Annotated in this window: 17 protein-coding genes; 9 read left to right on the top strand and 8 right to left on the bottom strand. The window is 55.5% G+C overall.

Annotated elements, in window-relative coordinates:
• Positions 1-14: 14 nt before the first annotated feature.
• Positions 15-530 (top strand): DUF2231 domain-containing protein, encoded by a 516-nt coding sequence (locus C0U40_RS10960; RefSeq protein WP_101655833.1) that lies wholly within the window; start codon positions 15-17, stop codon positions 528-530.
• On the opposite strand, the gene C0U40_RS10955 is transcribed toward C0U40_RS10960, so the two are convergent.
• The 3 genes from C0U40_RS10955 to C0U40_RS10945 form a co-directional block, all read right to left on the bottom strand.
• Entirely contained in the window at positions 503-1,012 is a 510-nt protein-coding gene (locus tag C0U40_RS10955) for a CopD family protein (protein ID WP_101655832.1), read from the bottom strand. The genes C0U40_RS10960 and C0U40_RS10955 overlap by 28 nt on opposite strands.
• The gene (locus C0U40_RS10950; protein WP_286134913.1) at positions 1,006-1,713 is read right to left on the bottom strand and encodes a cytochrome c oxidase assembly protein; all 708 of its coding nucleotides are present in this window, start codon (positions 1,711-1,713) and stop codon (positions 1,006-1,008) included. The genes C0U40_RS10955 and C0U40_RS10950 overlap by 7 nt, the downstream gene beginning before the upstream one ends.
• Positions 1,714-1,927: 214 nt before the next feature.
• On the bottom strand, positions 1,928-2,617 hold the full coding sequence (locus C0U40_RS10945; protein WP_101655831.1) for a GntR family transcriptional regulator: 690 nt from the start codon (positions 2,615-2,617) through the stop codon (positions 1,928-1,930).
• 192 nt (positions 2,618-2,809) lie between these two features.
• Here C0U40_RS10945 and C0U40_RS10940 point away from each other — a divergent pair, with 192 nt between their 5' ends.
• On the top strand, positions 2,810-3,922 hold the full coding sequence (locus C0U40_RS10940) for a hypothetical protein (protein ID WP_101655830.1): 1,113 nt from the start codon (positions 2,810-2,812) through the stop codon (positions 3,920-3,922).
• Here C0U40_RS10940 and C0U40_RS10935 read toward each other — a convergent pair.
• Positions 3,913-4,836 carry a LysR substrate-binding domain-containing protein gene (locus C0U40_RS10935; protein WP_180957678.1) on the bottom strand — a complete coding sequence of 308 codons (924 nt, stop codon included), beginning with the start codon at positions 4,834-4,836 and terminating at the stop codon, positions 3,913-3,915. The two genes, C0U40_RS10940 and C0U40_RS10935, sit on opposite strands and share 10 nt — an antisense overlap.
• Positions 4,837-5,207: 371 nt before the next feature.
• On the opposite strand from C0U40_RS10935, the gene C0U40_RS10930 reads away from it, so the two are divergent.
• Positions 5,208-6,254 (top strand): aromatic ring-hydroxylating dioxygenase subunit alpha, encoded by a 1,047-nt coding sequence (locus C0U40_RS10930; RefSeq protein ID WP_101655828.1) that lies wholly within the window; start codon positions 5,208-5,210, stop codon positions 6,252-6,254.
• Between the two features lie 44 nt (positions 6,255-6,298).
• Here C0U40_RS10930 and C0U40_RS10925 read toward each other — a convergent pair whose 3' ends face one another.
• Positions 6,299-7,657, bottom strand: coding sequence for a formimidoylglutamate deiminase (locus tag C0U40_RS10925; protein WP_101655827.1), 1,359 nt, complete (start codon positions 7,655-7,657; stop codon positions 6,299-6,301).
• Between the two features lie 252 nt (positions 7,658-7,909).
• Between C0U40_RS10925 and C0U40_RS10920 the strand changes: the two genes are divergently transcribed.
• The gene (locus C0U40_RS10920) at positions 7,910-8,956 is read left to right on the top strand and encodes an amidohydrolase family protein (protein WP_101655826.1); all 1,047 of its coding nucleotides are present in this window, start codon (positions 7,910-7,912) and stop codon (positions 8,954-8,956) included.
• On the opposite strand, the gene C0U40_RS10915 is transcribed toward C0U40_RS10920, so the two are convergent.
• The 3 genes from C0U40_RS10915 to C0U40_RS10905 form a co-directional block, all read right to left on the bottom strand.
• Positions 8,953-10,251 carry a multidrug effflux MFS transporter gene (locus C0U40_RS10915; RefSeq protein ID WP_286134911.1) on the bottom strand — a complete coding sequence of 433 codons (1,299 nt, stop codon included), beginning with the start codon at positions 10,249-10,251 and terminating at the stop codon, positions 8,953-8,955. The genes C0U40_RS10920 and C0U40_RS10915 overlap by 4 nt on opposite strands.
• Positions 10,248-10,724 carry a MarR family winged helix-turn-helix transcriptional regulator gene (locus C0U40_RS10910; protein WP_101655825.1) on the bottom strand — a complete coding sequence of 159 codons (477 nt, stop codon included), beginning with the start codon at positions 10,722-10,724 and terminating at the stop codon, positions 10,248-10,250. The genes C0U40_RS10915 and C0U40_RS10910 overlap by 4 nt, the downstream gene beginning before the upstream one ends.
• Before the next feature lie 122 nt (positions 10,725-10,846).
• The gene (locus tag C0U40_RS10905) at positions 10,847-15,346 is read right to left on the bottom strand and encodes a calcium-binding protein (protein WP_101655824.1); all 4,500 of its coding nucleotides are present in this window, start codon (positions 15,344-15,346) and stop codon (positions 10,847-10,849) included.
• 421 nt (positions 15,347-15,767) lie between these two features.
• Here C0U40_RS10905 and C0U40_RS10900 point away from each other — a divergent pair, with 421 nt between their 5' ends.
• From C0U40_RS10900 to C0U40_RS10880, 5 genes are read left to right on the top strand one after another with little or no spacing between them, the layout of a single operon-like run.
• The gene (locus tag C0U40_RS10900) at positions 15,768-16,208 is read left to right on the top strand and encodes a hypothetical protein (RefSeq protein WP_101655823.1); all 441 of its coding nucleotides are present in this window, start codon (positions 15,768-15,770) and stop codon (positions 16,206-16,208) included.
• On the top strand, positions 16,208-16,867 hold the full coding sequence (locus tag C0U40_RS10895; protein WP_101655822.1) for a MotA/TolQ/ExbB proton channel family protein: 660 nt from the start codon (positions 16,208-16,210) through the stop codon (positions 16,865-16,867). The genes C0U40_RS10900 and C0U40_RS10895 overlap by 1 nt, the downstream gene beginning before the upstream one ends.
• Entirely contained in the window at positions 16,860-17,237 is a 378-nt protein-coding gene (locus tag C0U40_RS10890) for a biopolymer transporter ExbD (RefSeq protein ID WP_101655821.1), read from the top strand. Before C0U40_RS10895 ends, C0U40_RS10890 begins: the two co-directional genes overlap by 8 nt.
• Before the next feature lie 3 nt (positions 17,238-17,240).
• Positions 17,241-17,630 (top strand): ExbD/TolR family protein, encoded by a 390-nt coding sequence (locus C0U40_RS10885; RefSeq protein WP_101655820.1) that lies wholly within the window; start codon positions 17,241-17,243, stop codon positions 17,628-17,630.
• Complete coding sequence (locus C0U40_RS10880) at positions 17,627-18,550, top strand: energy transducer TonB (protein WP_101655819.1); 924 nt, start codon at positions 17,627-17,629, stop codon at positions 18,548-18,550. The genes C0U40_RS10885 and C0U40_RS10880 overlap by 4 nt, the downstream gene beginning before the upstream one ends.
• The last annotated feature ends 3 nt before the right edge of the window (positions 18,551-18,553 follow it).

Raw genomic sequence — 18,553 nt, 5'->3', positions numbered from 1 at the left:
AGGATGGTGGCATTATGTCGAAACAGACCCGAAAGCAGGACAGCGAAGAACTGATCGACCCGATCAGCGAGATGCCGGGCTTTGACCAGACGGAATCGCGCATTGCCATTCACGGCCACCCGATTCACGCAATGAGTGTCGCTTTCCCCGTAGCACTGACTTTCTGTGTGCTTGGCGCAGATATTGCTTACTGGTGGACAGGAGACATTTTCTGGGCGCGAGCCGCACTTTGGGCGGCGGGCACCGGTTTCCTGTTCGGTATGCTCGCCGGTGTTTCCGGAACGGCGGAGCTGCTGCTGGTGCCCGGCATTCGCGCCCGCGCGCCGGCATGGACCCATTTCATCATCGCCGTCACGCTTCTCGCCCTGCTCGGGGCGAATTGGGGATACAGGCTTTTCGGATATGAAGCGGCCGTGCTGCCTTACGGCATCCTGCTGTCGGTCCTTTGCGTTCTGGTGGTCAGTTTCACCGGCTGGCATGGTGGCAAGCTTGTCTTTGACTATCAACTTGGCACCTCGAAAGGTAACTGACCGCCCCTTGGTTCAAGCAACCAGTCCGGAAAGCGGACCCCGTCAAATGCAGGTTTGGCAAGCACAAGGATCAGGATCGCGACAACCGGAACAGAGACGGCGAGAAGCGGCAGGACCGGACGAGGCGGATTGTGGTCTTCCGGCAATTCAGCAACTTTAACGACGATATGCCCGATCCAGACATGGGCTACGACCAGCAGCACGACAAAAGCAAGTTTTGCAAACAGCCACGGCACAAAAACACCGCGCAGGAAGATCAACCATGTTCCGGCAATCACCGCAAGCACGGCAGCGGGCGTGACAACCAGTGTGTAGACATTGTGGGTTGCGTGCCGGATTTTGCGATAGTCTTCGGCGAAACCGTTCGGGTCATGACGTGACAGCATCAGCGGCAATGCCAGCAATCCGCCGCACCACGTAAGCAGCGCTGCGATATGCGCTACCTTGAACAGGGGAATGGTTGCAAAAATCCACTCTAACACGGGGCACCGCGCGTCAGTTGATGCCAGTGCCTGCGCGCAAGAAGCACAACTGCGACAGCATAAGGCACGCCCGAAGGGACCCACATGATCAACCCGCCAAGCTGTTGGTCCCGCAGCGGTGTGACCCCCCAGTCGAACGGGGCCAACGCGTGAGCGGCGTAAAGTGCAGTAGGTGCAAAGGTCAGGATCGCGCCCAACATCCCCATTTGGGCGAATCCGGCAACGATAAAGGCGATCCGTTCCACAACCGCAGCTTCAGCTGTCAGAACCGCGCGCCAGAACCAAGTGGCACTGATCAGGAGGCTTATCTGCATAAGCCAGTAGACAGCAACGTTCGACAGGGCGAGATCATAAGCAGCAGGCAGGTGCCAGCCCCATAGGATCACGGTAGAAACGACAAAGGGGCGGGCTATTGTTGCCGGTTTGCGCGTTTGTATCGTTAGTGCAAGCAAAGGCGCCGCAGCCGCGATGAGAAGTACATGATGCACCACCCTTGCCGAGAAAAGCGCCGAAGAAAGCGCACAGAGCGGCGAAACAAACGCCACAAACAGGATCGCAACAGCGCCCAGTCCGGCTGCGTGTTTTCGCAGCAGATAAGTCATCCCCGCAAGACACACCAACACCACCGGATCAAAATTCCAACTGCTCCAGAGTTCTTGTGGCAGAGGCGCTGGTCCGCAGTAAATCCTCTCCATATTCATGTGCTCCCCTTTTGCTCGCCCCAAAGCAACGGTTTTAACAGTCCAAATTGCCTTACGGTCCCACGCTTACGAAAGCGCGGTACGGTAGCGCCGACAACTTGGAATATATGCCGAAACGAGGGTAGGTCGAGAAAATGATTACCCAAAATGGTTTGCGAAGACGGGAAACAACGATGCAGATAGAGCAGGCCTTGCTAGCGAGGAACCGGCGGTATCAGATATACGTCGTCATCTTGTGATCGCGGGCATAGTAAAGCTGCGCATAGGTCACACTTTTGTCTTCCAGCCAGGTCGTCCGTTCGACCGAAAACAATGCTGTATCAACCGGAGCTTTGAGAAAACGCGCAATCCCTTCCGGCGCATTGGTCGCAGAAAAGACCAGCTCGCCCGTGGTGAAAGGTATTTGCTGGATCAGCCATTCGTTCGGGCCGATGTTTTCAAAATCGTATTCTCTGGCAGCGGGCACGACATCCAGATTGATCCAGCGGTCTTCGAACTGAAATGGGTTTTTGCCGGAGTAATGCATACACTTCAAATGCAGGATCGGTGCGTCCTTTTCGACTTTGATCCGTTCGCGCAGCCAAGCAGGGGCGGGGATCAGTTCTCTTTCTATCAGACTGTAGGTGTAATCAGCACCGGATTGCTCTACCTCCTCGCGCACGATTGAAATGGAAAACTGTGCCTGACGGACCGGAGACTGCTTTACCTTTGTTCCGGCTTTGCGCTTGCGTTCAAGAATACCGTCGTTCACCAAATCGCGCATGGCACGATTCATGGTGGCACGTGCACATCCGAATTCCTTAGCCAGTTCGATTTCACCGGGAAGGTTCGTGCCCAAAGGCCAGGTATTGTTTCGGATGCGCTTCAGGATTTCGGCCTTAACATCGCGGTAACTTACTCGCATAGGGCTGCCTTCATAAATTATTATGTCTATCTTTATAGGCTAAATGCCCGCATGTGCAAGGTTCGCCCCCTCCCCATAAGCTGACCAAATGCGACGCATAACCTTTCGTATATAGCGGCGTGTTTCGCACCCTGTTACGCCTTTTCCAAACCCTGAAACCGCGTCTGGCTGGCACGGAATAAGGAGATGGATATGCTTGAAGTTGTTCACAACTCTCTGGTCAAAAGCACGCGCAACCTGTTGGAAAATTGTGCCGGATGCGAAGCCGGACAATCGGTTCTGTTTATTCACGAGACTGAAAACGACGGCTACTACGATCCGGCACTCCCCGAAATGGTTGCCAAAGCCGCCAAGCAACTCGACTATCAGTCCGAACTTTACGGCGTAGCCTTACACAAACAGGCGACACAACTCGCCCCCGATCTGGTTGCGCGCATTGAAAGAGCAGATTGCGCGGTTTTTCTGGGACGCTTGGGGGATCAGATCAGGTTCCGCCCCAACGCGTTGAAATCAGCGCAGGTCATGTGCCATGCGCTGGATTGTGAGATGATGGGTTCGCCGTTCGGGGAAACGGATTACCACGCCTTCGCTGCGCTGGAACAGATTGTATCCAAGGCAATGTCCACTGCACGGGATATTCATGTAACCTGTCCCGCCGGAACGGACTACCGCGGCAGCGTCGGAAGTTCCAAAACCTCCGCCTGTGATACCGCTTTGAAACGGTTTCCCCTATCCGTTTTCAAGCCGGTTTCTTCCGCAGGTTTCAAAGGCCGTATCGCGCAAACGGGATTTCTCACAGGGACCGGTTCGAGTTTTTACACACCCTGGACCTGCGAAATCAGGGACACATTATTCGTCAGGATCAGCGGTTCACGCATCCAAGGGTTTGATGGCACAAAACAGGACATAAAGTCGGCGCGGGCACATTACGAATTTGTCGGCCGCATACTAAACCTCGACACCTATGCGGTGCATTCATGGCACGCGGGTATTCATCCCGGACTTTCGTACAAACAGAAAGCCGCGCGCCATTTTGAACGCTGGAGCGGCGGCGCGTTCGGCAATCCACGTATCCTGCACCTGCATACCTGCGGGACGGAACCACCGGGTGAAATATCACTTAACGTTCTCGACCCGACTGTGCGACTCGACGGTGTTGCAATTTGGGAAAACGGTCGGCTTTTTCCGGAACGGCTCGCTGGCGGCGCAGCACTATTGTCCCGATATCCCGAGATGAAGGAAATCTTCGACAATCCGCGCACCTCGGTAGGACAAAGTGCTGGCGAACGTCTGTCTTACAGGTGAACCGGTGCCGGTACCTCGTTGAACGGAGCGGCCTTCCCGTGCAGCCAGTCACGAAACTGCCGCGTGGATTTTAGCTGAGCCTTGTTATGGGTGCAGACAAACCAGTAGGAGAATTGCGATTCTGCGTCTTGCGGGAAAGGGCGTACCAACTGGCCCGCTTGCAGCGCGTCCCGCACCAGCGGGCAGCGACCCATTGCAACCCCCGAGCCGTTGATCGCAGCCTGAATGACCATATTGGCTTGGCTGTAAACCTGCTTCTTATCAGGAACCGGCACCTTCATTCCGAGTTCGGAGGCCCAGAAATCCCAGTTCGAAAGATGGCCTTCTGCCGGTGGGCCATCCTGTAATAATGTAAAACGATCCAGATCCCGAGGGGTTCTTATCTGCTCCGCCAGTGTCGGCGCGCAGACAGGATACATCCGTTCGCCCATAAGTTTTTCTGAATGCAGCGCAGGAAAGCCGCCGGTGCTGTAGGCGATAATTACATCCGCTGTGCTGCTACCCGGATCGAGCGATTTCGGGTCTGTCGAAAGGGATATCTGTATGCTCGGGTGACTGTCGTTAAAGTCGAGCAATCTCGGCAACAGCCAGATAAAGGCAAACCCCGGCGGGGCCGCGACCAACAACCCTTTGTTCGCCGCTGCTTTGCTGTCACGAAGGCTGTCGCAAACCGTTTCCACCATGCCAAACCCGTTGCGTGCGGCAGTCGCCAGACGGACACCCGCGTCCGTCGGTAAAACCTTGGGGTTTTTACGGATCATAAGCTGGTGGCCAAGCCAGTCTTCAAGCTGCTTTATATGTTGGCTTACAGCACTTTGCGAAATGTTCAGTTCATCGGCTGCCCGTCCGAAACCGCGAAGCCTGACCACGGCTTCCAACGTTCTGAGGGCATTGAATGGCAGGGTTTTCAACATGAACAGACAAATTTCCAAAGGAGTTGGGTAACCGAATATTGCGCGATACGGACAAGGTTGCAGAACCGGACAAGGCTCATGTTCTGGCGCCGCATGGTTGCAAGACTTCGCCGTGAGGCGCGGCATTTCTTTACCCGCATTTCACTAAGTCCTCTCATGCTAGGTCTGTGCCCGGGAAATGGCAAGACAGTGCGGGCTGCCCGATTCCAAGGCTCTTTTCTGCATGGGTTGTGAAGAAAACTCTCTCCGTCACTGACCGGAAGCCGTGCCGCTGTCCATAAGGTCAGCTGAAGATACTTATAAACAATGATGAATTGTAACCATGCTTTGTCCGACTTAACCTGAAGCCGAAGTACGAGTAGGAGATGCCGATGTTTCTGCGCAATTGCTGGTATGTTGCGGGTTGGAGTAAGGATTATGGCCGTCAGTTGAAGGCTCAGAAACTACTCGGCGAAAATATCGTTTTCTATCGCCGGTCCGACGGAGCTGCGGTTGCGCTGGAAGATGCGTGCCCGCACCGGAAACTGCCGCTTTCGATGGGGCAACTTGAAGGCGATACCGTTGTGTGCGGGTATCACGGGCTCACTTTCGACTGCACCGGAAACTGCACAGATTCGCCAACTCAAAGGGGCATGACCCCGCGTCGGGCTGTGGTGAAATCCTATCCGGTAGTCGACCGCTACCGACTGTTGTGGATCTGGATGGGTGATCCTGCAATGGCTGATCCGGACGCAATATTCGAGATCGAGAACTACGACAATCCGGCTTGGGGCTACACCGACGGGGGTACACTGCCAATCGCCTGCAATTATCTTTGGGTCTGTGACAACCTGCTTGATCCGAGCCATGTCGCATGGGTCCATGTCACTTCATTCGGGGGCAGCGGCACCGATGATGCACCATTGCAGATGGAACAAACAGACCGTGGAGTAATCGTGTCACGCTGGATATTAGATCAGCCCCCCTCGCCATATTATAAGAACTTGGTAAAGTTCAAAGGCAACTGCGATCGAAAACAGCATTACGAATTGTGTCTGCCTTCTATCGCATTGAACAAGTCGGTTTACACACCAGCCGGAACCGGCGGTGACGACGCGCCACTTATGGATGACACCTACATCAACATCTCTTACAACTTCATGACGCCGGTGGATGAGAACAACACCCGTTACATCTGGTTCCAGCACCGCAATACCGACCCGCATGATGCTGAAGTGTCAAAGCAGATGAATGACGGGGCGATAATGGCCTTTAATGAAGACAAGGCAGTTCTGGAAGCTGTTCACAAGAACATGGCGGAAATGGTTACGCCGAATATTGATCTTGGACTGGATCTCGGTGCGAAAACCTTTCGAATGAAACTACAGCGGATGATTGACGCGGAACGGGCAGGGGCCAGCAAGCCCATCGATGGATAACCCCGAAGCGAGAACATGGGCAGGCAGTTACCCTGTTTCACAATTTAAAGCGCCGACATCAGGTTTTTCATAGCCGTGCGGTAGTTCGCAACAATCCGTTCCCGTCCGATATGTTGTCCGCCCCTGACCGAATGCCGCCCGGCCGACCAGACGTCGGTAACAACGCGGTCCCGTCCGGCAAAACAGAGGCCGTCGATAAGCTGATGGGTCTGCAAAGCGCAAAGCGCAATGTCTGTACTGTCTATAGCCATCAGATCCGCCAGTTCCCCGACGGCGATTTCACCTGTACCACGGCCCAATGCCTGCGCGCCACCTCTGGCTGCCCCCCGATAGAGCGTTTCGCCAATAGAACCTTCACCAACAACCATGACATTCCGGGCCACATCCCGCAGTCTTTGGGAGTATTCGAGCGTTCGAATTTCTTCTGTAAGGGAAATCAGGACATTGGAATCAGAACCGATCCCGAACCGCCCACCCTGCGCCAGATAGGACGGGCCATTGAAAGGTCCATCGCCGAGATTAGCTTCTGTGATCGGACAGAGACCTGCGACAGCAGCGGATCTGGCCATGTCCCGTGTCTCGGCTTCGGTCATGTGAGTTGCGTGAATCAGGCACCATTTGTCGGAGACACCCACATTTTCAAGCAACCATTCTACCGGACGCGCGCCCAGCCATTGCAAAATATCGGCAACTTCCTTGGGTTGCTCTGCAATGTGGATGTGAACCGGACCTTTGCCATGATCCTGTAAGACCGCCCCCAGTTCTTCGGGGCAGGTGGCCCGAAGGGAATGGGGTGCGATGCCGACCTGACAATCGGCGGGGAGCGAGCGAAGCAGATAACGTGCCCGTTCCACAAGGTCGTTGTAACGGTCTACCGTGTTGCCAAAGCGGGCCTGACCGGCTTGCAGCGGCACCTGTCCGGCACCGCCATAAGTGTATAAAACCGGAAGATGTGTCAGACCAATGCCTGTTTCCGCAACGGCCGCGGCAATCCGCCCCGACAGTTCGGCGAGGTCGTCGTAAGGTGTGCCATCAGGCTGGTGATGCACATAGTGAAACTCTCCGACACTGGCATAGCCCGCTTCCTGCATTTCCATAAATACAAGCGCGGCAATAGCTTCGATCTGATCCGGTGACAGTTCTTTTGTGAACCGATACATCAGATCGCGCCATGTCCAGAAACTGTCTTTTCCGGCTTTGCGATATTCGGTCATCCCCGCCATGGCCCGCTGAAAACTGTGAGAATGCAGGTTTGCAAGTGCGGGCAGAAGGACATCCACCCTCGTATCTCCGTCGCGGGCGGTTTGCGAGACACCAATCGTTTCAATCCGCCCCTCAGACAGGGTCAGGCGCAGGTTTTCCACCCAACCGGTCGGGAGCAAAGCTCGGTTTGCAAAAATCATCCACGCGACTCCGTTAATAATATGTATGCACATATAAAACATAAGAATGCCCTTAGGAAGGGGTTTTCAGCATTCTTCGGTCATCCAGAATAAGAAAGCGAGGCAAGCGCCCCTGCCGGCAAACACGAATTCTCCGGCGAGTTTGCGAAGACCGTTGACGCATTCGAAGTGCCACAAGAGTATGCACAGACAGAAAGCGTATCTAAAGGCGTTCGCTTAAATGACAGTTGCCAACGAATTTTCAGACCAAACATGAGCAATATCGACAAACGCATAGATATGCATTCGCATTTCTACGGGAGCGGGCTGGTGGAAGCCCTGATGTCCCGTAGCGAACGGCCCTATTTGCGACGCGCCGATGATGGCAGGCTGATGATGGTTGCTATGAATGGCGAGTTTGAATTCACCGAACACTATCACGACTACCGCGTGGGGTTGCAGCAGATGAGGGCCACCGGACTGACCCACCGCCTGTTGACCTTTCCCGGCGCTTTGGGGGTCGAACTGCTGCCCGCTGCTGAAATTGCAGAGACAATCTCGACCTTTAACACCGGTTTGGCGCAGCTTAACAAAGACACAAAGGGCGCATTGATCGGGCTTGCGGGCGTGCCGCTGGCTGACATGGAGCTTGCCTGCGCCGAAGTGATCCGAGTGCGGCGGGATCTCGGCTTGCCGGGCATCATTCTGCCCTCTAACTATTTCAACTCTCTTGCGGAAGCCGAAGAAATGCGGCCCTTGCTGCAAGCCGCCAACGAATATGGATGCCATATTATGTTGCATCCCGGCCTGAAGCTCGGGCAAGTGCTGCCGCCACGACCGCAAGACAACGTTCAATTCAGACTTTCTGCGATCGAATTGCAATCAAGCGCGTCGCAGGTGGCCCTGACGGTGATCCTGTCGGATATGCTGGAAGCTTTCCCCGATATCAGCTTTCAGGTGGTGAATTTGGGGGGCACTTTGCCGTTTGTTTTTGAACGCATTGAAAGCATTGCGCGGCACCGGACGCCGGATGACCCTTTCCCGACAGATCGACTGCGCCGTCTTTGGTATGATTGCGCTTCTCTCGGGCCACGCGCATTGGAAGCGGCAGTTCAGTTGTATGGCGCGGACCGCTTGATGCTGGGATCGGATTATCCGATTTTCAAGGATGATCCTTATGGTCACGCTTTGGCACCAGCAAGGCTAAGCAGCGCTGAAAAACAACAGATCGCGTGGAAAACCGCGCAGGATTTATGGGACCGACTGGCGGCGCTTCGGGAACAGAAAATCCGCAACTCCCGTTTGCCCCTCTCTTCCTAATCCTTACGGGATGGCATCCAAGACCGGCCAACAGGCGGCCCGCTGATAGCATTCTTGCGCGGTTCAGGTTCCGCCAGATGGGGATTCCGCCGGTAGAAGATATAGGACAGGCTGGCGACTGTTCCCATTGCGGGAATCAGAACCGAAAGAGCGATCACAGGGTCAGCGAACAACGCCGCAAGCGAACCGACGAAAAGCCCTGCACCCATCTGGAAAAAGCCCATTAGCGAAGATGCCGCGCCCGCCATTTTGGGAAACGGAGCCAAAGCAGCCGTTGACATTGCTGGCATAACGAAGGCGATGCCAAAAGTATAAAAAGCAACCGGAACCATAACGCGGAGAACGGAGACTTCAGCGAAAAGCAGGGACAGGATCATGGCGCTGCCAGCCATGATCACAACCAGACCCGGTGTCACAAGCCGGTAAGCGCTCCGGTTTTTCATTAACCGCCTTACTGTCAGGGAGCCGATGAAGAAACTGCCGGACTGGGACAACATCCACAGCCCGAATACAGTCGGACTGAGCCCCAGCCTTTGCATCAGGATAAACGGGAGGATGGTGGCAAGCGCGTAGATCGCACCGATAGAACCTGCGATGGTCAGCGTTGTCGCCATAAAGTGGCGGTTGGACAAAAGAGTCAGATAAGACCCGCCAAGCGCCCGCAAATTCAGGCGGCTGCGGTCCGGCACGATGGTTTCCTCAAGGCTTGACACCGCCAGAGTGATAACGACAAGTCCAAACACCATCATCAAGCCGAAAACCGAATGCCACCCCGCATAGGTAACAGCCACTCCCCCGAGGGCAGGGGCCATCGCCGGGGCAACAGCCAGTATAATCCCCATCAGGTTCATGATTTTGGAAGACTCATCGCCTTCAAACATATCGCGGATCAAGGCACGCGAAATCGCAACCCCCGCGCTGGCACCGACCCCCTGCATGAAACGTGCAGCGATTAGTGTTTCAATTGTTGGTGCCACCAGTGCCAGCAGGCTTGCCGCGACAAACAGGGCCATAAACCCGATGATCACCGGCCTCCGCCCCAAAGCATCCGAGACCGGCCCCGCGATAAGTTGCGCAGAGGCGAACCCCGCAAAATAAAGCGTCAACGTCATCTTTACTAATGAGTTCGTTGTACCGAAAGCCGTGACAACCTCGGCCATGGCCGGCGTGTAAAGTGCCATCGCAATAGGGCCGGTTGCAATGAACAGCGCCCCGAGCAGGCTTACCCTGCGGGCAGACATTTTAGGACTGTCCGTGGCGGTTTTTTGCGGGTGAATAGTCTCTGCAATACTCATGGCTCTGTCTTTCCCGAGCTTCGTCTACTGTGGTGCGCGCTTAAATGGTTGTCCCGCGCAGTTTTCAACAAGCGGTGGAAGGTGTCCCACTCGTCAGCCGAAAGGCCACCCCGAGAGACTGCGCGAACGTCCTCTCCGATCCGGTGCAGTTCTTCCAGCAAAGCGTGCGCTTTATTCGTGATCTGAACCTGCTTCGCCCTGCGGTCGTCAGGATCAGGTGTTCGTTCCACCAGTCCTGCTTTCTCCAGATTGTCGATCATGCCTGTCACACTCATCGGGCCAATGCCGGTCAGATTGGCCAGATCATGTTGTCGTAACGGGCCGAAGCGCGCCACATTCGCAAGCGTCCGCGCTTCCCCCGGTGTCACGCAAAGCGCAGCATCTGCGACCCGCCGTTCAAAATCCGCCCGCAACAGCCTCGCCACGTCCAACAGCAGGAAGGAAAAATTGTCACTGTCGATAGGTTTTTTCATTCACGGGACCTGTTTGTTGAAAGTCATACTTATATTAAGCAAGCCTTACTATGCAAGATCACCTTTTTTAAACTCTCAACTTCGTGAGACTTGAAAGCAGACTGCCCCCGCTTCGTCAGGTTTTAGGCATAAAGCTCGAAAGGATCTGATCCGAGATAGGACAGGGCAATGCGGCCATCAGGTGTCCCATCTGCCGCGTCGTAATCGGCCAGAGCTGTTTCCCCGCCGTAAACGACATAACTCTTGCCCGGATCGGAACTGTGGCCGGTTGCCCCGATAATTACATCGGCAATTCCGTCACCGTTCACGTCAGCAGAAGAAACCGCGCTTCCGGTCAAATCGAATTCATCCATTCCATGGAACACAAAGCCGTTTGTCCCGTCCAGATCGGTCAAACGAAGGACATCCTCATACCCCTCTGCCTGACCGAAGATCAGGTATGTTTCGCCAGCAGAAGCCGCGCCATCCACTTCAGTCCCCCTCGCACCGATCAGGATGTCATCAAAACCATCGTTATTTACATCACCGGCAGAGGCCCCGACGAACGCGACTTCTTTGACGCTTCCCGTATGCAACTCGAATCCTTGCGCTGCATCCAGACTGGCCAGATCCACACGGGCGTTAAAAGGGTCTGTCCTGCCGTACACCACATACCCGCGGCTGTCGGATTCCAGAACAAGCATGTCATCAATGCCGTCCCCGTTCATGTCCCCCGCAGATGAAACCTCTGATCCAAGCAAGCGGTTCGTGCCGTTGGCGCGGTACATCTCAAAGCCGTTTGTTCCATCAAGCGCGGATACATCAATGCTGCTGCGGGCTGTTTCCGTGCCAAACACGACATAGCTTTTACCAACGTTAAAGAAGCTGCCTTCATCAGAGTAGGGCGTGCCGATGATAATATCGTCGATACCGTCACCGTTCACATCTCCGGCGGCAGAGACGGAATAGCCGAATTTGCTGCCGTCCTCACTGTCAGACACCACGAAGCCGTGTGTCCCGTCCAGCCCGTCAGGATAGAGGCTGGCATCAAACCCCGTATCCGATCCGTAGATCACATAAGCCTTGTTGCCAGTCACATTGTTCGGGGCACCAATCAGGATATCAGCAAATCCGTCCCCGTTAACATCTCCGGCATCCGAAACAGAAAATCCGGAATGATTGACGTAGCCCTTCCCGATAACGGCGAAGCCATTTGTTCCGTCAAGCGCCGACGGGTCGAGATTGGCCGGAAAGCCCGAAGTGGACCCGAAGACCACATAGGTCGTTCCGGCGTCAAGCTGGCGACCGAAATCAACGCCGTAAGCCCCGATCATGAAATCATCAATGCCGTCGCCATTTACATCACCGGCAGCCGACACGGAGAACCCGAAAAAATCACCCGCGGCAGCACCGTTCAGAGTGAATCCGTTGATGCCGTCGAGAGCCGACAAATCAACCGGCGCCGCGGGGGAGTCGGCTGTTCCGAAGACAACATAGGCCAAACCGGCGGAACTTGAACCATCCGGATCTGACTTATAGGCGCCAATGACAATATCATCGAAACCATCCCCGTTTATGTCACCTGCAGAAGAGAGAGCATATCCGACGCCATCATCAGGATCGACGCCGTCAATTCGGAAGCCGTATTGTTTGGGATCAATCACATCTGCCCGACCCTCAACCTTGAAGGTAACGGTGCCAAGATTGCTTTCACCGTGGCTGTCCTTGATCATTACGCTTGCCGAAACTTCGCGGGTTTCCCCTTCACCAAGATCCTGGAAATCGGCACCGGGTTCGAAGGTCATGAAAGTGCCGTCAATAGAGACCAAACCTTCGGCGGGTTGCCGGAATACCGAATAGGTCAGCGTTGTGCTGTCATCGTCAGAGTCAATATCATCAGCGTGGTCCCGCAAGTCGATCGTCACAGCAGACCCGTCCTCGACCGCAGCGTAGGTTACTGCTTCAAAGGTCGGGAATTCGTTGGTGCCGGTAATTTCCAAGGTTAGCGTCGCGGTTTCCTTGCCGGTTGCGGTAGCAACTGTGTAAGTCAGTTGGTCGCGTGCAACCTCCCCCGCCGCAAGTCCTTGGGTTGTAGGGGAAAAATACTCTGACTGGTAGGTATAGCTGCCGTCTTCTTCGAGCCGCAAAACCCCGTAGTCGGTTGCGACATCTGCACCGACCAACGCTTTCTGGCCCGCCACAGCCACGATTTTCAAACTGTCAAACGGGCTTTCCGATCCGTCGTTGTCCAGCACATTGCCTGTAACCGAACGATACGCATCAAGCGCAGCCTGATCCGCATATGCAGTCAGTTTATCGGCCTGTACAAGAAAACTGGCTTCTTCAATTCCCGCCAGCGTCACGCCGATTGTTTCAAAACGGAAAGGGACAGCCCCTGCGCTCAGGGAAAGCTGTTGCTGATATTGCGCCAGCTCCGAACGGAACTCGGCAGATGCGGCCAGTTCGGCGTCCACATAAAAGCGTGCTGTATCAACACCGTCGCCACCGTAGAACGTCCCGCCAGCAGAATTTTTGTGCGACGACCAGATCAACAGGTCATCTCCGTCGCCGCCAAACAGCACGTCAAACCCGTTTCCGCCAAGCAAACTGTCATTGCCTTCACCACCGAACAGCGAGTCATCACCTGCACCGTCCAGCAACACATCATTCCCGACGTCGCCTTCAATCAGATCATCGCCGCTGCCGCCTTCTATCCAGTCCTTACCGGCATCGCCCCGCAGCACATCCGAGCCTGCCCCGCCGCTCAGTGTGTCATTGCCAGCGCCACCGCTCAGGGTATCGGCCTTTGCCCCCCCGTCGAGCTTGTCCGCGCCGCCGCCACCTTCAAGCAGATCACTGCCATTGCCTCCGGAAAGGCTGTCTTTCCCGCCGCCGCCAAATAGGGTGTCTTTCCCGCCGCCACCAAACAGGCTGTCGTTGCCAGCACCACCATCAAGAGTGTCCTTACCTGCTGCGCCTGTCAGCTTGTCCTTGCCGCCGCCGCCGCTGATCTTATCACTGCCACCTCCACCGAACAGTTTGTCACTGCCGCCGCCGCCGAACAGAATATCGCTTCCCTTCTGTCCGGACAGGGTATCCTTGCCGCCGCCGCCCGAAAGGCTGTCGCTGCCATTGCCACCTTCGATACTGTCTTTGCCGCCGTCTCCTGAAATACTGTCCCGCCCGCCTTTGCCAGACAGGAAATCGTCACCGGCGCCACCCGATATTGTATCGTCTCCTCCACGCCCGTTGACCCGGTCATCGCCCTTATCAAGCAACACCAAATCGCTGTCGCCTGTGCCTGTCACGACCTTGGCATCGGTGCCTTCGTAGATTTTCACCTTGCCCGAATACTGTCCCAACTCGATTTCATACGCGCCGTATTCATCGTCAAAACCCGCCTCCACCGCGATCAGCATGTCTTCGGTTGCATCGGCCTCGTAGACCAGAAAATCCCTGCGAGGTGTTACCCGCAATGCGCCAGTGTCCTGATAAAGACTGAGATCCAGCGCGGACATGTCCTTTGACAGGGATTTCGCGGTGATCACATAGGTGAAGCCTTCTATCACCCCGCCGTCAATACGGTACCAATCTTCCTCGCCAAATCGGTTGATCAGCGATTCCGGATCAGGTTCCTGAATGACGCCTGCCTGTTTGTCGTTGCGAAAGATTACATCCGGCGTCAGCGCGTTGCCGCCCCGATCATCCGCTGGCGTAACCCATACGGTATAAGCGCCAATGTCCCTTTCCCCTGTGAGAGGGTTTACCGCGCCCTGCACGGTAATAGCCGCTTCCACGTCTTGTCCCGGTGTCCAGCTTCCCTGCCAGTCCAGTGAGAGACCGGCCGTCGCGATAGCTCCTGATTCCGTTCCGCTAGTCGGATCGTAGTGACCCGAACCCAGCCAGAGACCGCTCGCCAGATTCACATCGACATCAATAAAGTCCAACCCGTCCGCTATCAGCGTGCCATCGTCGGAAGCAACATGGATGTCATAGGTAAAACCGGCTCTTAAAGTGATGTTAAACACATCCTTGTCAGCGGATTCCTCTATCACCCCCGATATCACCTGATCTGGCGAAGTCAGTGATGCCGCTGCTTCTTTGTCAAAGCGACCGCCGCTGGCTACATCATCACCCCAGTCATCCACGACGAAATCCGTCCCGTCGCCTTCGACAACGGAAATCTGATAGGTGTAGGTTGCGTCCGGATCAATTGTGCGCGCCCCGTAATACGGTTCAAAAGCATCTACCGGTGCAACATACCAGCCGGATAAATCGTCAGGACCGAAGATCGAACTGTAGAAGCTGTCGGCCGCAGCCGTTTCCAGCGTAACACGGGTGTAATAGTCCGCATTGACGCTGTCATAACCGGCAATTTGAACCGCGCCTTCTCCGGCATAGGTATCCGAGCCTGCTGGCCAGCTAACTCCGATCGGGGCGAAGGAGGTAGATTCGACATCCAGCGAACCGATGGCATTGGACAAGGTTTCATCACTTGATGAAACGATGATTGTATAGAGAGAATCGTACTCGGCCCAAAAAGAAAACCAGCCCCCGAGGTCCGCGCCTTTAGATGTTATTGTGTAGGTGCTTCCTACAGTCAAAACAGTCGGTGAGGAGGGATAATCCGCTAAATCGTACATGACGTGCGTCCTTGGGTATTCGTCTTTTTGCCCGCATCGCGGACATAAATTAAAAAGTTAGGCCTGAAACAGCATTCAGGGCAATACAACTTAGCAAAGGCAGATATGTCAACAATAGCGGTGTGTTGGAGGCAAAAGCCGGCACGTCCGGACCGGAATATGCCTTAAAAACAGCCAAGGTCCGCTGCGTTTAGGAACGTTTGATCGTGTGGAATCCGTGACGGAAAATTCTTTTCCAGCGCTCAGTTACGCGGGCACGGGCAGGTTTCCGACAAGAAAAGTCGGGATTGCGCTTTTATGTGACCTTTGTTATGCACCCAGCGAACATGTCGCACGCCCGTTCGTGGTCGATGCGAGATCAGCCAAAGATGGCCCGCCATCTCAGCAAAAACATTCCATTCTGATTAGGACAGGAGCCCCTATGTCCCGTCTTCCAAAGGCGCTGGTGCTGGCGCCACTCTTTCTATTGCCCCATATGGCTTTGGCGGAGACCGCCACTTCCGAGACCGCCGAGAACACTTTGGCTATCGAACTGAACGCTGCAGAATCGATCGACGGTTCCTGTAAGCTCACCTTTGTCTTGACCAACAGTCTGGGAAGCCCGCTCGACAAACTGGTTTATGAGGCGGTTTTATTTGACACCTCCGGCAAAGTGGACCGTTTGACCCTGTTTAACTTCGGCAGTCTGCCCGTGAAGCGTGCGCGCGTGCGTCAGTTGGTGGTGCCCGGGGCGCAGTGTGACGGTCTGGGCCGTGTTTTGTTCAATGGCGCGAACGCCTGTGAGGGTGAGGGGGTTGACCCTGCCGCCTGCGACGCGGGCCTAGAGCCGTCCACCCGCACTGAAATAGAGGTTGTCGGGTAATGGAACTGATTTCCACACTGGTAGACTCCTTTCGCCAGATTGCCCAAACCGGCGGTCCGGTGGTTGTTGTCCTGATGGGCGTTGCTGTGCTGACGCTGGCTGTAGCAATCTACAAAGTCTGGCAGTTCCGCATGTCTGCTGTCGGGCGGCATAAGGCGCTTTCCCAAGCGGTTGCTTCTTGGGATCGCGGTGACACCGTGGCGGCGCAGCAGGCCTTGTCCCGCTCCAAAAGCTATCTCGTTCCAGTGGTGACGATGGCGATGTCTTCGGCCAAAGACGATCTGGAACGGTTGCAGGCAGAGGCTGAAACCCGTTTTGCGCGGCTGGAAAGCGGGTTTCGCCTGCTTGATTCCGTTGCACAACTCGCTCCGCTTCTGGGATTGTTCGGCACGGTGCTGGGTATGATCGAGGCGTTCCAATCCTTGCAGGCCGCCGGTTCACAGGTGGATCCGTCCATTCTGGCAGGCGGCATCTGGGTTGCCTTGCTGACCACAGCAGTTGGACTGGTTGTTGCCATGCCAACGGCCCTGATCCTGAGTTGGCTTGAACAACGTATGGAAGCCGAGCGGGTCATCACAGACAAGGCGATCCTGACAATCCTGTCTCCTGCGGTGCGCAGCGAAAAAGCACTGGCGGATACGGTCCCTTCACATGGCTAGAACCCGTAGACGGCGGCGGCGTTTGTCGATGACATCCCTGATTGATGTCATCTTCCTGCTGCTGCTATTTTTCATGCTTACTTCCACCTTTTCCAAATTCGCAGAAGTGGAGCTTGCTGCGGCCGGTTCTGGTGCATCTGTCGCATCGGACAGGAAACCGTACTTTCTGCAACTTGGCCCGGACAGCCTGCGGCTGAACGGCGAGGATCTGATGCTTGAAACCCTTGCGCAAAGCGATCTGGCAGAGGCGGAGCAGGGCACGGTTTTACTGGTGTCCCTGAAAGGCGAGGTCAATGCCCAAAGACTTACCGATTTACTTGTGGCCTTGAAGGGGCTTCCTTCGGTGCAGGTTTCGGTTCTCGGGGGGTAGATCATGCGGCGTCTGGAAAAAGCAAAACCGCAACGGGAACCGACCATTGCGCTCATCAACATCGTATTTCTGATGCTGGTATTCTTTATGGTGGCTGGCACCTTGTCCCAACCTCTCGATCCGGCTCTGAAACTTGTCAGGACCGATGAACTTGAAGGCAAAGCCCCGCCAAATGCTCTGGTGGTCTATCCGGACGGGCGCCTGACCTATGAAGGATCTGACCAGACCGATGTTTCGGCATTTGTCGAAAGTTTGTCCGAAGAGGACCGCGCCACAGTGCGCCTGCTGCCGGATCGGGAACTGCCCGCCCGTACCCTTGTAACGCTCACCCGTGATTTGCGGGCGGCAGGCGTGAAACAAGTGATGCTGGCGACAGAGAGGTCATTGCAATGATCTTCCACTCCCCTTCCGCCAAGGTCGTCTCTCTGGTTCTCGCCACGGGAATTATCGCCGGTGCCAGCATGTTCAGCCTGCCAGAAGCAGGTACCGAGATGGCCGGCAGCGGCCCCGAGCAGCAGGCACGCATGGGTGCACAGTTCGAAGATATGGTAGTTGGCAGCCTGATGTCGGAACCAACCGAAGAACTGGTGGACGAACCCGTAGTGCCCGACGTTATCGAGCCGGAACAACCGGAACCGCAGATCGATGCGGCGCAACCTGCCGAACTGACGCCGAGCGAAATTCTCCCCGTTGCAGAGGCCTTGCCGGTGCCGCTCGCTGAAGCCCCGCCTGCGGCAGAGCCGCAACTTCTCACCTCCGCAATAGAACCGCTCGAAGCGGTTGAACCACAAGAACAGACCGAAGCTCTGGTCGCGCAGGACCCTGAAACCGCTGCGCCCCGACAATCAGCCAGACCAAAAGCGCGCGACCCTGAAAAAATCAGGACAGCGCTCGAAAAACCCGAACCAAAGGTTGTAAAAAAGCCCGCCAAGAAAGCACCTCAAGGCAATGCGAAGCGCAACAACACAAGAGGTGCAAACAGCGGTCAGAACAAGGCCGCAGAGGCGACTCAGACAGGCCAGCGCAAAGCACAGGCGAACCAGTCCGGGAATGCTGTCGCAAGCAATTACCCCGGCAAGGTGATGCGCCGCATCGCGCGCGCCGGAAAACCCCGTGTCGGGACAAGGGGAACAGCAGTAATTGCCTTTTCGGTTTCAACCAGAGGCACGCTTTCCGCTGTATCTGTTGCCCGCAGTTCCGGCTCTGCGGCCCTTGATCAGGCAGCGGTGCGACTGATCCGTAAAGCCGCTCCGTTCCCACCGCCACCTGCTGGGGCAAGACGGCAATTCTCTATTAGAATCAAGGGGCAATGACGG

This window comes from Neptunicoccus cionae, assembly GCF_002860325.1.
GTDB classification, from domain to species: domain Bacteria; phylum Pseudomonadota; class Alphaproteobacteria; order Rhodobacterales; family Rhodobacteraceae; genus Amylibacter; species Amylibacter lutimaris.
Note: the sequence above shows the minus strand (reverse complement) of the source record. Positions and strands in the feature narration are given on the sequence as shown.